Consider the following 14,218-nt stretch of genomic DNA (forward strand, 5'->3'; position numbering starts at 1 on the left):
TTTTATACAAATACAACTCAATAAAAGTAAACATTATGATCTTAAGTAGGAACTTATCAAAAGCTTTCAATGAACAGGTAGAAGCAGAAATGTGGTCTTCAAACCTGTACCTGTCAATGTCGATCTATTTCCAGAAAGCAGGCCTGAACGGTTGTGCACACTGGATGAGAAAACAGGCAGAAGAAGAAATGGAACATGCCCACAAGATGATCGATTTCGCTATCGACCGCGGGGGGGACATCGAAATTAACCAGATCAATGTCGTTCCGACTGCATGGGGCACTCCGCTGGAAGTATTCGAACATGTCTACAAACACGAAGTACATGTATCAGAGTTGATCGACAAGATGGTTGACATCGCTGAAACAGATAACGATCATGCAGCAAAAGACTTCTTATATGGTTTCGTTCGTGAACAGGTAGAAGAAGAATCATCGGCAAAGGCAATCGTTGATCAGCTGAAAATGTATGGAGAACATCATGCTATTCTTCTGGATCACAAGCTTGGCAAAAGATAATTTCTTTCCATAATAAAGAAACTCCGGTCTCTGTTAAATCAGGAACCGGAGTTTTTTATTTTCTTACTTTACCGGGATTCTTTGCCATAAAGTCTTTCCAACCGGTATACTTCTTCTCCGAGATCGGATTATTTGTCTGGAAATAATGACATACAGCGGCTGCCAATCCGTCGGTCGCATCCAACTGCGGCAACATCGACTCTTCCGGAATATGCAGGAAACGTTGTAACATGCCTGCTACCTGTTCTTTTGCAGCGTTACCGTTGCCGGTAATAGACATTTTGATCTTCAACGGTGCGTATTCGAAGATCGGAATTTCCCGTTCCAAAGCCGCCGCCATCGCGACGCCTTGTGCTCTTCCTAGCTTCAGCATACTCTGCACGTTCTTCCCGAAAAACGGTGCCTCGATTGCCAATTCGTCAGGATGATACTGGTCGATAAGCGCCAGCACCCGTTCAAAGATCTTCTTCAGACGCAGGTAATGGTCTTCGTACTTGTTCAGCTGCAGTACGCCCATCGCTTCGAGTTTCGGTTTATTCCCTTCGATCTTCAGTACGCCGTATCCCATCACGATCGTTCCGGGGTCTATACCTAATATAATGCGGTCTTTAGTCATTCTCCCAGTCTATTTCTTCGAGTAAGGTACTGAAACCAACGATCTTGGTTCCGAAACGTGTAATCAATTCTTCCTGCAGGGCACGGCCTTCCGATTGCATCCAGTATTCCAGCGTTTCCGGATTCTTTACATGGAACTGTACAGAGTAACTGCTTGCATCCTCCGATTCATCTTGTAAGATACGGCGCAGATAAGGCGTTCTCAAAAATCCGCTCGCCGAGGCACGGGGTATATAGCCCTTTTTCAGATATTCTATGCACTCGGTAAGGATATCATTCTCTATATTGAATGTTGTATTATAAACGATCATATTCTTTTTCTCCAAAATTCTTATACAAAGATAGCGAATATCTCAGGAAAACCTCTATATTTGCAACCGAAAACCACACACGGGGGATTAGCTCATCTGGCTAGAGCGTTAGACTGGCAGTCTAAAGGTGATCGGTTCGAGTCCGATATTCTCCACGGAAACACACTCACAGAGGTTCACTTTATTGGTGAACCTCTTTTTTTATATTTTAATTCGACCATCCCCTCTTTTTTACGTATCATATAATAAAGGAACAGAATATGATGAATGAAAGGGAAATACAAGTACTTATCGACAAATGCAAAAAGCAGGACACGGCCGCCTTTGCCGCATTGGTTGCAGAATACCGGCAACTTGTATTTCGCCTGGCTTTCCGCTTACTCTGCGACGAAGAAGAGGCAAGAGATATGGTACAGGAAACATTTGTAAAAGTGTGGTTGAGCCTTGACAAGTATAACCGGGAATACCGCTTCTCCACCTGGATCTATACAATTGCCGGAAACGTTTGTTATGACCGCCTGCGCTCTTTACAGCATTCCCCTTCGGGGAGTATGCAAGGAATCTCTCTCGCCAATATCTCCCTTTCTTCCGGAGAGGATATGGAACAAAGCCTGATAAATAAGGAACTGAAAGAGCTGATACTCCGGTTTACCCATGAACTGACCCCAAAGCAAAAGCTGGTATTCACGCTGAGGGAAATAGAAGGACTTGAAGTATCCGAAGTAGAAGCTATCACCGGAATGTCTGCCGAAAAGATCAAGAGCAATCTTTACCAGGCACGCAAACAGATACGAATAAAAATAAACCTGATGGAGGACAATTTATGACAAAAAAAGAAGATACATACGAACAATGGTTGGAGAAGATAAAAACAACCGAACCATTTCTGGACAACCCGGAAGAACTGACAAACGATATCCTGAACAGGATATACGCATTACCGTCCGGAAATCCCTCACGGATACTGCTTTTAGTCAGTAGAATCTCCGGTATTGCCGCAGCTTTTCTACTTTGCTTCCTGATCAGCGAAACGGTATTATTTCCGCAAGACAAGCAGTTTACGGAACAACCATCCACTGCTAACGCCGTCTGGCAAGGAAAGGCATCCTTCCTGCCCGATGACTGGAACACTGAAAGTTCTTTCCTTAAAAAGAGCCATTATCTATCCGAACAATGGAAGGAATACAAGAAGGAACTATCGAAAAGAAAGACCTTCTTCCTGTCCAAAAAAAATTCCGTAGAAAACATCATCCACTAAAACGAAGAAAACATGAAAACTATAGGATACTTATTTACCATTTCCGGATTGCTTCTTATGGCATCCTGTTCATCCAATCATCGAATGGTGACTCAGATCTATCCGGACGGACAGATCAGCCGTGAAGTATATGCTTATGGCGATTCTGCCTTTATGGCTGGCGATAATACTCATTCGCCTTTCCTGTTCTCTATCCGGGGCTGGCAGCAGATCCCTTTGGATGCCAGTATCCCTTTTGTCATTCTGGGCGAGAAAAGCAATTCACTCGGTAAAGAAGACAAATTGAATGTGAAAGTCAAACACACATGGAATATATGGGAAAATCCTCCTCTCCTTACCCCCGAAAAAAAGTGGCTGGAGCCATTGGCCGTTCCGCAGGAAAAGCTGGAAAAATATTTCAGATGGTTTTATACTTATTATACATTTACATGTAGTTACCGTCAAATCGAAGAGAAAGGACCTATCCCTATCGAACAGTTCCTGAATAAGCAGGAACAAAGACTGCTCTTTCAAGGTGACCTGACCGACTATCAGGGTATGAATGGGTTGGAACTGAACGATAAACTGAATGACTTAACAGAACGTTTCATGAAATGGTACGATGAGAGTTTGTACGAACTTCGCTTTGAAACCATCGAAGAGTGGGAAAGCAAATCAGGCAACAAAGTCTTTATTTCAAAATTGAAAGCGGATAAAGATGCGATCAAAAGAGCTGCCATGGACAAGGCCAAAGATACAGACCTGGAATCGATAGATATGGGTGAATTACTCGATGCTTTCTACCAGACAACTTATTTCTCCACAGCATATCAAAAGGACAAAGATCATATAAACCAGTTGTTTGAAGAGAAATGCCGGCCAATAGAATTATTCGGCCACCAGATTAAGTATGAGCTCAATATGCCCGGCCGGTTGATCACAGCCAATACTTCTTTGCGGGAAGGAGATACTCCTTACTGGAAGGTAGATGCCTACCGGCTGTTACCGGGCGATTATATACTGGAAGCCCAGTCACGAGTCCCAAATATCTGGGCTTTTGTTATCACCGGATTCCTCGCTCTGCTTGCAATCTGCGGGATGCTATATGCCAGGTGGCAAAGATAAAGCCAGCTTGATCTTTATTTTTATTAAATACACTAATGAATAAAGTTTTTATGTAAGTTTGCAGAAGGAAAAAGGAGACATACTAGGATTTATCTAATTGAGTATTTTGGAAAAACAAGTGCAATATAATGAACCACAACTTATCCTTTCATTGAAAAACGGCTCTTATAAAGCCTTCGAGAGGATATACGAGATGTACGCAAAACGTCTATTTGCGTATAGCATACAATTTACGAAATCTCAGGAAGAGTCAGAAGAAATTGTACAGGATGTATTTATGAGGCTTTGGACAAACCGGGCGAAGATACGACAGGAAGATACACTTCGCTCGCTTCTTTTTATTATGACAAAACATTACCTTATCAATGCATTCCGCACAAAGATCAATCAACCTGAATACGAAGAATATATTCAGTATATAAATGAACGGTCAGTAGATGACGCTTCATGCCAACTGGAATATCAGGAATTTGTAGCAAAGTTCCGTGCTATATTAAAAACATTGCCGGAGACGCAACAAAAGGTAATTACTTTGTCTAAAATAGAACAATTCTCGAATAAAGAGATAGCAGACAAACTATCACTGAGTGAACAGACGGTAAAGAACCAGCTTTCCCTCGGACTTAAAACTCTTAAAGAGAAATTGGGAAGCTTGGGAGTATATCTTATGTTATTATTTATTAATTAAATCGATTCAATTAGTACAAATCAGATAATTGTTTGTCTTAACATACAGAATAGAATGAATGACTTGATAAAAAAATATAGAATAAACGAACTGAGTCCTGAAGATCTGTCGGTACTTAGAGGAAATGCAAACGCGATGGATAATCAGGACCTGGAAAACCTGATTCTTGACGACTGGCTGCATGAAGAGATCGATACGTCTTCTGTCGACGACAAACTGTTACAGAAAATAAAAGGTAAAATCGATCAGGAAGTGAAACCCGAAAGTAATCGTTTTTCTCCGATACTTCGTTGGACACAGTTAGCCGCGGCTGTCCTATTACCGGTCTTTGTCGTACTAAGTTTCTATTTATATCATGAAAATACAGCTTTGCTATCTAATGAAATTGTTGTGGAAACAGGACTAGGGGAACGTGCCAGTGTCACATTGCCTGACGGAAGCATAGCATCACTCAATTCCGAATCCAGACTCGTTTACCTCCCAAAAGATTACAACAAAAAAGAACGAAACATTCACTTTGGAGGAGAAGGTTATTTCCAGGTCAAACACGATATGAATATTCCTTTCCTGATCGATGCACAAGGACTCCAAGTAAAAGTATTGGGTACTAAATTCAACCTGCTTGTCCGGAAAACAGATCGGACAGCCGAATTAGCATTAGAAGAAGGACGTGTTTCCTTGCTGTCTACCCATACCAATAAACAGGTGATCTTAAATAAGAACCAAAAAGCTATATTGGATTACGCAACCGGGAATATAACAGTCATATACGACGAACATATAAAAGATATATCAGCCTGGAGGCGCGGTGATATGGTATTCCGCAACACTCCCCTGTCACAGGTGATTCGTACTATAGAAGAAAATTATAATGTACGCATAAGAATAGAAAGTGAAGTCTATCTCAATGATCCCTTCACCAGTACTCTACCTGTTACCAATCTGAATGAAGTACTTGAAGTACTTGAACACTCGTATCATTTGAAAGCTGTTATCAACGGCAAAGAAATCTTTTTGAAATAAAATCAGGTATCATCCGAGTTCATATAGAGCCGCTTTCTCTAAAGAAAGCGGTTTTTTTATATACATATATATTTTATGTTTTTTAGCATATATTTTTTTCGGTACTAAATAAAATAAGCCCTGTCATTACTATCGAGAACGCTTATTAAGCGAACCCATTAAGTGTAATTCTAAAAACTATTAAGATGAACAAACATTTAAGACTAAGAATGTTAACTTTGTTTTCGTTACTATTCTTTTTTTCTGTTTCTCTCTTTGCACAGGAAAAGTTAGTAACGATACATCTGGAAAATGTTTCTCTAAGGGAGATATTTTCTTCTATTGAAAAGCAAACCACTTATCGCTTTTCTTATCGAAATGTAGTAATAGACACTACAAAAGACATCACCATTTCCAAAACAAAAGTTCCGGTTTCTTCTGTACTTAATGAAGCATTGGCGGGAAAAAATCTAGAGTACAATATTGTATCTGCCAAATCGATCGTGATCTCCGACAAACAAAAGAAAACGACCTCCGGCAAAAAAGAAATTTCCGGTATTATAAAAGATAGTAACGGAGAACCTATTACTGGTGCTACGATCATAGAAAAAGGGACAACCAACGGAGCCATATCCGATATGGATGGTAATTTCTCCCTCAATATCGCAGAGAATGGGATACTGCAGATATCCTATGTCGGTTATGCGGAGCAAACGATCCCTACCAGCAACCAAACGATCTTTAACATCATCCTGAAAGAAGATTCACGATTGCTGGACGAAGTGGTAGTAGTCGGATACGGTAGCATGAAAAAGAAAGACTTAACAGGTTCCATCAGTCACGTAGATGCAAAAAAGTTAGCTAATGAAAGGCCAACTACAGTGCAAGACATTCTTCGCGGTACAGCACCTGGTTTAATCGTTGAACCTTCATCCAGTGATGCTAAAGAAGGACCCAGTTTTCTTATTCGTGGAAAACGTTCCCTGAAAGGTGGTACATCACCTCTAATTGTTTTAAACGGAGTTCCGTTTAACGGTGATCTTTCAGAAATCAACCCTGTTGACATTGAATCTGTCGATGTTTTAAAAGACGCTTCATCGGCAGCTATTTACGGAGCTAAATCGGCCAATGGAGTAGTTATTATAACTACCAAGAAAGGTAAAGGAGAAAAACCTACCGTGCAGTTTGATGGTAGTGTAGGATTTGCGACAATGGGAGTAAGCCGCAAATACTATGAACCCGATGAATATCTGCAATACCGGTCGGATTATGCAACCAGCAGTAACGGGTTCGAAAATAAAGGATATTACAGCAAGCCTACAGCTGAAAATCTACAGAAATACAACTTAACCGAAGAACAATGGCGTAACTATGATGCTATCGGTCAAGGCTCCACAAATATGGAAGATGTATGGTTACAACGTATTGGCCTGGGAGATGTTGAGCGCCGCAATTATTTTGCAAACACTCCATATGACTGGTATGATGCAACCTGGCAGACAGGATTACGACAGAACTATAATGTCAGTTTGTCCGGACAAACATCCCGCGTAAACTATTATTGGTCATTGGGCTATCAGGACAATGAAGGTAATCAGGTTGGAGACCGGTTTAAAAACTATAGGACAAACTTACGCATAGATGCCAAAGCTACCGACTTCCTGGAAGTAGGTGCAAATCTGATTTTACAAAGTCGCGATGAAGGGTACCAAAAAGTAGACTGGGAAGGAATGTGTCAAAACTCACCTTATTCCACCCCTTATTACGAAGATGGTTCCCTGAATCCCTGGCCAATGGGAGAAGGCCACCAGGCACCTGGTACAAATAGTTTCTATAACTTGTCCATGTCTTCCAAAAGTGCAGGAACACAGACTGTCAATAGTAATTTCTTTGCTAAACTTACTTTGCCGTTCAATATTACTTATCAATTTACTTTTGCACCCCGTTATAGCTGGGGACAAAACAGAAACTGGAGTAGTTCAGAAAGCGTTTTTGATACAACTCACGGTTCAGCAACCAGAGAGAGTTCACGCTCTGTTGTTTGGACACTGGATAATATAATAAAATGGAACTATACATTTGCCCAAAAACATCTGGTAGATATTACTTTGTTACAGAGTGCAGAACAAAGTCAGTACTGGAGTGAGTCAATGACCGGTAAACAGTTCTCACCGACAGACATCCTGGAATGGCATAACATGCAAAGTGCAAATGAAAAAACGTTCAGTTCAAATGACGAAAAATACACAGGAGATGCCCTGATGGCACGTTTATTCTATTCCTATGATAATCGTTACATGCTCACAGCTTCTGTACGTCGGGACGGATTTTCAGCCTTTGGACGTTCTAACCCCCGTGCTACTTTCCCATCATTGGCTTTAGCCTGGAGTTTTATTAATGAGAACTTTTTTAACTGGGAGCCTATGAGTAATGGTAAACTTCGTCTCTCTTGGGGTAAAAACGGTAACCGCGAAATTGGTATTTATCAGGCATTATCTCAATTAACTACCGGTAGCGGTATCAGTAAATATACATATGCAACTTCTACAGGTTCATTATATGAGCTTTCCACTTTACAAATTGAACGTATGGCTAATAATGACCTAAAATGGGAAAGTACAGCTTCATGGAATGTCGGACTCGATTTAGGCTTCCTCAATAATCGCATCAATGGTAGCCTAGAATGGTATTACATGCCGACAACAGATTTATTGATGGACCGTACACTCCCTAATATCAGCGGTTATAGTTCTGTTGTAACAAACCTGGGAAGAGTCGTTAACAGTGGTTTTGAATTATCATTACACTCTGTAAACATCGAGAATGAGAACTTCAGTTGGAATACTACATTCAATTTATCTCATAATAAAAACCGTATTAAGCATTTATATTATACTTATGAAGATGTCTTAGACCAAAATGGCAATATAGTTGGCTCAAAAGAAGTCGATGATATAAACAAAAGTTGGTTTATCGATAAACCTATGGGTACTATCTGGGATTATGAAATGATCGGTATCTGGCAAGAAAATGAAGCTGAAGAGGCAGCTAAATACGGACAGAAACCAGGTGATGCTAAAGCACGGGATGTGAATAATGACTATCGGATATCTCAGGACGATAAAGTATTCCTGGGACAAGAGGATCCTAAAGTCAGATTAGCGTTAAGGAATGATTTCGTTCTGTTTAAAGACTTCGACATATCTTTTAACCTGTACTCTTATTTAGGACACAAAGCTGCAACAACTGATTATTTAAACTACTTCGATTTTAAGGGGGATTATTTGAATAGCCCGGTACGGAAATATTGGACACCCGAAAATCAGTCTAATTCTTATGCACGTCTGAAATCTACACTACCTTCAAACGTAGAACCTAAAAAAATAATCAGTAGAGATTTTATCCGTTTGGAGAATATCTCTGTCGGATATAGAGTTCCGAAGAAAATAACAAATTTATTACGCACCCAGGATATCAGGGTATATGCAACTATCCGTAACGTTGCGATATGGGCATTCTCTAAAGAATGGTCAAAAGCCAACTATTGGGATATTGAAACGACAGGCTCTATGCCTCGGACATATACATTAGGTGCTAGTATAACATTTTAATCCATTTTATTATGAAAAATAATTTATTCAAATCAGTATCTCTTACGCTCGTTCTATCGACATTAGCTTCTTGTTCCGAAAGTTGGCTGGAGCCGGAACCTCTGTCCTTTTACGAGCCCAATATCACATTTTCTACTGTAGAAGGTCTTGAAGGGGCTCTTACCCGTTGTAGAAGTGATATGCTTTATTATTTCTTGGGATCCAATGGCACTGCGGTATCAACTGAATTAATTTTTTCAGATGTAGCCGTTTCTGCAATTACAGATTTAAGTGGTTCACAAAATTTCGCTTCTGATATTACTCCAACATCTAGTAATAGTTATATTGGAACCAATCTTTCTAATGCATTTTGGACTAGCGGAGTATCGGGTAGTAGTTTTGCCAATGCAGTCATATCGCGTCTTCCTGAACTGGATTTGGACGAAACGACCAAAAATCAGATGCTTTCCAGAGCTTACTTTCATCGTGCATGGCGTTATTACCATCTTACATTCCAATTTGGAGACGTTCCTCTGGTAACGAAAGAAATAACAACCCCTAAATTGGACTTCCGTTCAGTAAAGATGGAAGTGATTATTGAAAAAATGATCAAAGACCTGGAGTTTGCAGTAGAAAATATCCCGGAAAGAGATGATTGGGGAAAAGAGAATAAAGGTACATGCCTGATGTTGCTCACCAAATATTACCTGGCGGCAGGCGAATTTGAGAAAGCCCTTACCGCCGTAAATACGCTGATAAATAACTGTGGTTATGAATTGATGGAAGAACCTTTTGGCACATTTGAAAATCCTTTCCCGGATGTTCGTCCGATGACACGGAATGTCTTATGGGATTTACACAGACCTGTCAATAAATCTATTTCGGCAAATAAAGAAAGTATTATGACTATCATCAGCCGTTATGAAAATCAGGACAGTAGAGTTAATACAATGTTTTTATACAACTTTACCCCATTCTGGAGTATGACAGATGTTAACAGGGGTATTTTAACTCCAAGTAAGCAAAATATCGGAATCGGCAGACAAGCCGGTACTTCTGAATTCATGGCACAATATCCTGATTATATAGACCAAAGAGCCGTATGCGGACGAGGTGAATGCTTCATAAGACCTACTTACTTTGCTGAAAAAAGTATGTGGACAGACGAGAATGACCTTCGACATGACAGGAAAACTGGAAACTGGATGGCAATGGAAGATTTGAAGTATAACAATGTAAACCTGTTGGGAACTGATGATGAAAAATATTATTTAAAACCTCTTCAAAAATATGCTGATGACGGAACATTATTGTGTAAAGATACTATACGCTGCTGGTACGGTTATCCTTATTACAAATTATGGGTAGATGATGTTGAACGTGATGTTGCCAACGGATACAGAGGTGTCGATTATCAGGGAGGACCTGGTGATACATACCTATATAGATTAGCAGAAGCATACTTGCTGAGGGCTGAAGCATATTATTGGCTGAACGATTATGCAAAAGCTGCAGAAGATGTGAACAGGATCAGAAAACGTGCTCATTGTACAACATTCTTTAGTGCAGCCGATATGAACGGTCTGGATGGTCTGGATGTCATTATGGACGAAAGGGCCCGTGAATTGATGTATGAAGAATTCCGTCATGTGGAACTGGTACGTGTCTCGTATATTAAAGCAAACGAAGAAGGAACATATCAGTCCCCGAAAAGCCTGGCAGACGAAGGCAGTAACAGTTACTGGTGGCATCGCATCGTAAAGTACAATAATTACTATAACAAAGGTGTAACTACTTTACATGGAGATGAATATAAAATCGGGAAACATAATATATTCTGGCCTATTACGCAAGGTAACATTGATCCGAACTTATACGGACGTATAAACCAGAATTACGGATACGCCGGTTATGAGAAAAATGAACCGCCTATCAGTTCTCTTGAAGAATTAGAAGCATCCGGTCAGTAAAACTCATCGTATGAAACATAGTGCTCACTACAACTTAGTGGGCACTATTTGATAATAATAATTTTACTCACGAATCAAATAGAAGTATATCCATGAATATATCAAAGAAAAACACACTCCTTGTTACAACATGCAGCCTATTGATTTCTTCGATAGTAGTAGCCCAGGATAAAGAAGAAAAAAACATTCAGCCCGAATGGTTGAAAAAATACAGCGACAAGGAAATCCATGACATGTTTGATAATCCTCCCATGTTCTATGCACCTCACACCTTTTGGTTTTGGGACGATGTGATCAAAGACGAGCAGACGGCGGCCTCGATGGCTGAAGAGATGGCTAAACAGAAACTAAATCCCGGCTATGCACATCCCCGTTCCGGATTTGATAACACGGTAACAGAGCTTCCTGTCGAACAATACCTCGCAGAACCCTGGTTCAACAGTTTCAGCAACGCACTGCAAAAAACAAAGGAAAACGGATTAACACTCGGATATTGTGATGACTATAACTGGCCAAGCGGGCAAGTAGCCGGAAAAGTCCTTCAGAAACATCCGGAACTTGAAGCCACCTATCTTGCTCCTAGACGTTATTATGTAAACGGAAAAACAGAAGTGAAGTACGATTCGGTTGACTTTGCTGTTGCCGGAAAACTGATCAATAACCAGCTCGATGCCTCATCTCTGCGTGTTATCGGTGAAGGGAATACGATCAAATGGACAGTTCCTTCCGGTAACTGGATGATCTATACATACACTATCAAAACTCATCCGGGTATCGATGGCGGAAAAGTTAATTATCTGGACCCGAAACTAATGGAAGTATTCATCCCAATGGTCCATGAACAATACGACAAACATTTCAAAAAAGATATGGGGCGTAGTATACCGGGCGTATTCGTCGATAATGAAGGTGATTACGGATGGAAAATGGCGTGGTCCGAACACCTTGCAACCCAATATCAGAAAAAAAAGAAACGTGATATAAGAGAATGGCTACCTTTATTAACCGAAAAAGACAAGGACGGTTTATTTGTTGTCGCCCGATGTGACTGGTTCGACGTCGTATCAGATGTATATAATGAATGTTACTTCGAACCATTGGTTAAATGGCTGAAGGAACGTAATATGTATTACATCTCCAATTTATGGGAAGAATCGTTACAGCTTCAGACAATCGCAGTAGGCGATCTGATGAGAACGACACGCTGTGTAACAATGCCAGGCAACGACTGTCTGGAAATGAAATCTCAGGATGTACATGACTTCAAGGAAGTACAGTCTGTTGCCGAATTTGAAAACCGTCCTTTCATGAGTGAGATCATGGGAGTAGCGGGATGGATACAATCTCCGGAAATGATGAAAATGACTATAAATTCAGTCACTTCATTCGGTGTTAATCACGTTGTTCCTCATGGTATTTATATGAACAGACAATTGGAGACAGTTCCTTTCCCCAGTGACTGGTTCACCGAAAATCCCTATTGGAACTATTTACACCAATGGACTGATTTTGCCAGACGTGCAGCCTTTATTACCCGGCAAAGCAGCCTGGTAGCTGATGTTCTGCTGGTCCATCCGCTAGAAACCGTCTGGTCTTTTTCTGAAAATTATTTCTCTGAAGAAAAAGGTGTACAGAATGCACCGTGGGACCCTCGTGTAGTTGAAACGGACCAGGTCTATTCGGATGCCATGAGAAAAATGAATCAGGAAAATATCGACTTCTTAATAGCCGACAAATATTATTTGTCAAAAGGAACGATACAAAACTCAGGTAAAAATGCCACAATAACGATCAATAATCATAATTTCCAGGCAATCGTACTTCCGGCAACGTATATTATCTCCCAGTCATCATTCAAAAAAATCTTTGAATTTGCCAAACAGGGAGGATTAGTCGTTTTATTAGGCGAATTACCTCAGGGCTCTCCCGAAAAAGGGCTGAACGATAAAACGATTATGACACAGGCAAAAGCATTAAAACAGTTTCCGAACGTGATTAATTTAGCATCCGATAAAGACAGAATGGAATCAATGATCACAGTCCTGAACGAAAAGATGAAGCCTCAGATACGTCTTGAAAACTCCGGCAGATTATATACGGCTCAAAGAAAGACCGGTAATACCAATTTATACTGGTTTGCAAACAATACCGATACATTGAAACATTTCACCGCCTGGTTGAGAGATGGAAAAGGAGCTGCTGAAATATGGGATTGTGAGACAGGTCAGAAAAAGAATATTCCGTCGGAAACAGAGAATGGATATCAGAAAGTATCTCTGACATTGAATCCGTTTGAAGCTTATTGGCTGGCTTTTGATCCTGATAAAACAAATTCAATAGAGGTAAAATCGGATATTGCCACCAGAGAAAGAACAATCGATACCACATGGAAAATAAGTTATCCGGACGAAAACACAATCTATAAAACAACCGCAAAAGTATTATATTCAGATAGCCGGTTGAAAGAAAATGAGTTTTTACGATTAGGATATGATGACTCCAACTGGAAATATTATTCCCGCCAGGATGAAAACGAGATTAAATGTACCTATGGCTATTGGAGGATGAATATTCCTGTAGGAGCAAAATCGGTTATAGTCCCTTCCTATATGTTAGGTAAAGAGATCTGGCTAAATGACAAAAAAATAAAGGTAACAGATTCTTTAATCAACCTGGCACCGGAATCAAAATTGCTGTCGTTTGTATTAAACCGGAAGGATGAAAAAGTAACTGTCGCTCCTTTTAAATTTACTGTTGGCACGGAAGAGAATAAAAAACTAGCTTCCTGGTACACTTACGGGCTTCAACAATACACCGGATTTTTAGAATATGAAACTTCCATTACGATAGACGATGCATCTTCATCAGTCTTCCTCGATTTAGGTGAAGTAAAATACATGGCTGAAGTTTTTGTTAATGACCAATCTGTAGGAGCTCGTTTATGGCCTCCTTTCAAATTTGACATTTCCAACACATTAAAACGGGGAGAGAATAAAATCAAGATTAAAATAGGAAATCTGATAGCCAATGAAATGTGGATGAAAGAAGATCTGGGAAAACTCCGGACCTGGGGATGGAAAGGGATACCTGATCTAAACCAATACGATGCGGGACTGTTCGGACCGGTGAAACTAATTACTACTATTAAATGATTTTATACAA

Annotated in this window: 11 protein-coding genes and 1 tRNA gene; 10 read left to right on the top strand and 2 right to left on the bottom strand. The window is 40.2% G+C overall.

The window, feature by feature from the left end:
• Positions 1-35: 35 nt before the first annotated feature.
• Complete coding sequence (locus DWX23_RS20400; RefSeq protein WP_122375810.1) at positions 36-518, top strand: ferritin; 483 nt, start codon at positions 36-38, stop codon at positions 516-518.
• Positions 519-573: 55 nt separating this feature from the next.
• On the opposite strand, the gene ruvC is transcribed toward DWX23_RS20400, so the two are convergent.
• Positions 574-1,134: a crossover junction endodeoxyribonuclease RuvC gene (gene ruvC / locus DWX23_RS20405; protein WP_122355671.1), complete on the bottom strand. Its 561-nt coding sequence runs from the start codon at positions 1,132-1,134 to the stop codon at positions 574-576.
• Positions 1,127-1,444 carry a DUF4286 family protein gene (locus DWX23_RS20410; protein ID WP_122375811.1) on the bottom strand — a complete coding sequence of 106 codons (318 nt, stop codon included), beginning with the start codon at positions 1,442-1,444 and terminating at the stop codon, positions 1,127-1,129. The genes ruvC and DWX23_RS20410 overlap by 8 nt, the downstream gene beginning before the upstream one ends.
• Before the next feature lie 81 nt (positions 1,445-1,525).
• Here DWX23_RS20410 and DWX23_RS20415 point away from each other — a divergent pair.
• The 9 genes from DWX23_RS20415 to DWX23_RS20455 all read left to right on the top strand — a co-directional run bounded on the left by DWX23_RS20415 (position 1,526) and on the right by DWX23_RS20455 (position 14,208).
• Positions 1,526-1,599, top strand: a tRNA-Ala gene (locus tag DWX23_RS20415).
• A gap of 108 nt (positions 1,600-1,707) precedes the next feature.
• Positions 1,708-2,271 carry an RNA polymerase sigma factor gene (locus tag DWX23_RS20420; protein ID WP_187576753.1) on the top strand — a complete coding sequence of 188 codons (564 nt, stop codon included), beginning with the start codon at positions 1,708-1,710 and terminating at the stop codon, positions 2,269-2,271.
• A complete protein-coding gene (locus DWX23_RS20425; RefSeq protein WP_122375812.1) occupies positions 2,268-2,702 on the top strand; it encodes a hypothetical protein in 435 nt (144 codons plus the stop codon). Before DWX23_RS20420 ends, DWX23_RS20425 begins: the two co-directional genes overlap by 4 nt.
• Before the next feature lie 12 nt (positions 2,703-2,714).
• A complete protein-coding gene (locus DWX23_RS20430; protein WP_122375813.1) occupies positions 2,715-3,806 on the top strand; it encodes a hypothetical protein in 1,092 nt (363 codons plus the stop codon).
• 118 nt (positions 3,807-3,924) lie between these two features.
• Positions 3,925-4,494 carry an RNA polymerase sigma factor gene (locus tag DWX23_RS20435; protein WP_255419764.1) on the top strand — a complete coding sequence of 190 codons (570 nt, stop codon included), beginning with the start codon at positions 3,925-3,927 and terminating at the stop codon, positions 4,492-4,494.
• Positions 4,495-4,548: 54 nt separating this feature from the next.
• Positions 4,549-5,517: a FecR family protein gene (locus DWX23_RS20440; protein ID WP_122375814.1), complete on the top strand. Its 969-nt coding sequence runs from the start codon at positions 4,549-4,551 to the stop codon at positions 5,515-5,517.
• 185 nt (positions 5,518-5,702) lie between these two features.
• Complete coding sequence (locus DWX23_RS20445; RefSeq protein WP_122375815.1) at positions 5,703-9,107, top strand: TonB-dependent receptor; 3,405 nt, start codon at positions 5,703-5,705, stop codon at positions 9,105-9,107.
• Positions 9,108-9,118: 11 nt separating this feature from the next.
• On the top strand, positions 9,119-11,056 hold the full coding sequence (locus tag DWX23_RS20450) for a RagB/SusD family nutrient uptake outer membrane protein (RefSeq protein ID WP_122375816.1): 1,938 nt from the start codon (positions 9,119-9,121) through the stop codon (positions 11,054-11,056).
• A gap of 92 nt (positions 11,057-11,148) precedes the next feature.
• The gene (locus DWX23_RS20455) at positions 11,149-14,208 is read left to right on the top strand and encodes a glycosyl hydrolase (protein WP_122375817.1); all 3,060 of its coding nucleotides are present in this window, start codon (positions 11,149-11,151) and stop codon (positions 14,206-14,208) included.
• Positions 14,209-14,218: the final 10 nt, after the last annotated feature.

It is taken from the genome of Parabacteroides sp. AF18-52, from assembly GCF_003479145.1.
Taxonomy (GTDB): domain Bacteria; phylum Bacteroidota; class Bacteroidia; order Bacteroidales; family Tannerellaceae; genus Parabacteroides; species Parabacteroides faecis.

Coding starts and splice junctions, on each gene's coding strand:
- DWX23_RS20400 (WP_122375810.1), top strand. CDS start 36: ATGATCTTAAGTAGGAACTTATCAAAAGCTTTCAATGAACAGGTAGAA.
- ruvC (WP_122355671.1), bottom strand. CDS start 1,134: ATGACTAAAGACCGCATTATATTAGGTATAGACCCCGGAACGATCGTG.
- DWX23_RS20410 (WP_122375811.1), bottom strand. CDS start 1,444: ATGATCGTTTATAATACAACATTCAATATAGAGAATGATATCCTTACC.
- DWX23_RS20420 (WP_187576753.1), top strand. CDS start 1,708: ATGAATGAAAGGGAAATACAAGTACTTATCGACAAATGCAAAAAGCAG.
- DWX23_RS20425 (WP_122375812.1), top strand. CDS start 2,268: ATGACAAAAAAAGAAGATACATACGAACAATGGTTGGAGAAGATAAAA.
- DWX23_RS20430 (WP_122375813.1), top strand. CDS start 2,715: ATGAAAACTATAGGATACTTATTTACCATTTCCGGATTGCTTCTTATG.
- DWX23_RS20440 (WP_122375814.1), top strand. CDS start 4,549: ATGAATGACTTGATAAAAAAATATAGAATAAACGAACTGAGTCCTGAA.
- DWX23_RS20445 (WP_122375815.1), top strand. CDS start 5,703: ATGAACAAACATTTAAGACTAAGAATGTTAACTTTGTTTTCGTTACTA.
- DWX23_RS20450 (WP_122375816.1), top strand. CDS start 9,119: ATGAAAAATAATTTATTCAAATCAGTATCTCTTACGCTCGTTCTATCG.
- DWX23_RS20455 (WP_122375817.1), top strand. CDS start 11,149: ATGAATATATCAAAGAAAAACACACTCCTTGTTACAACATGCAGCCTA.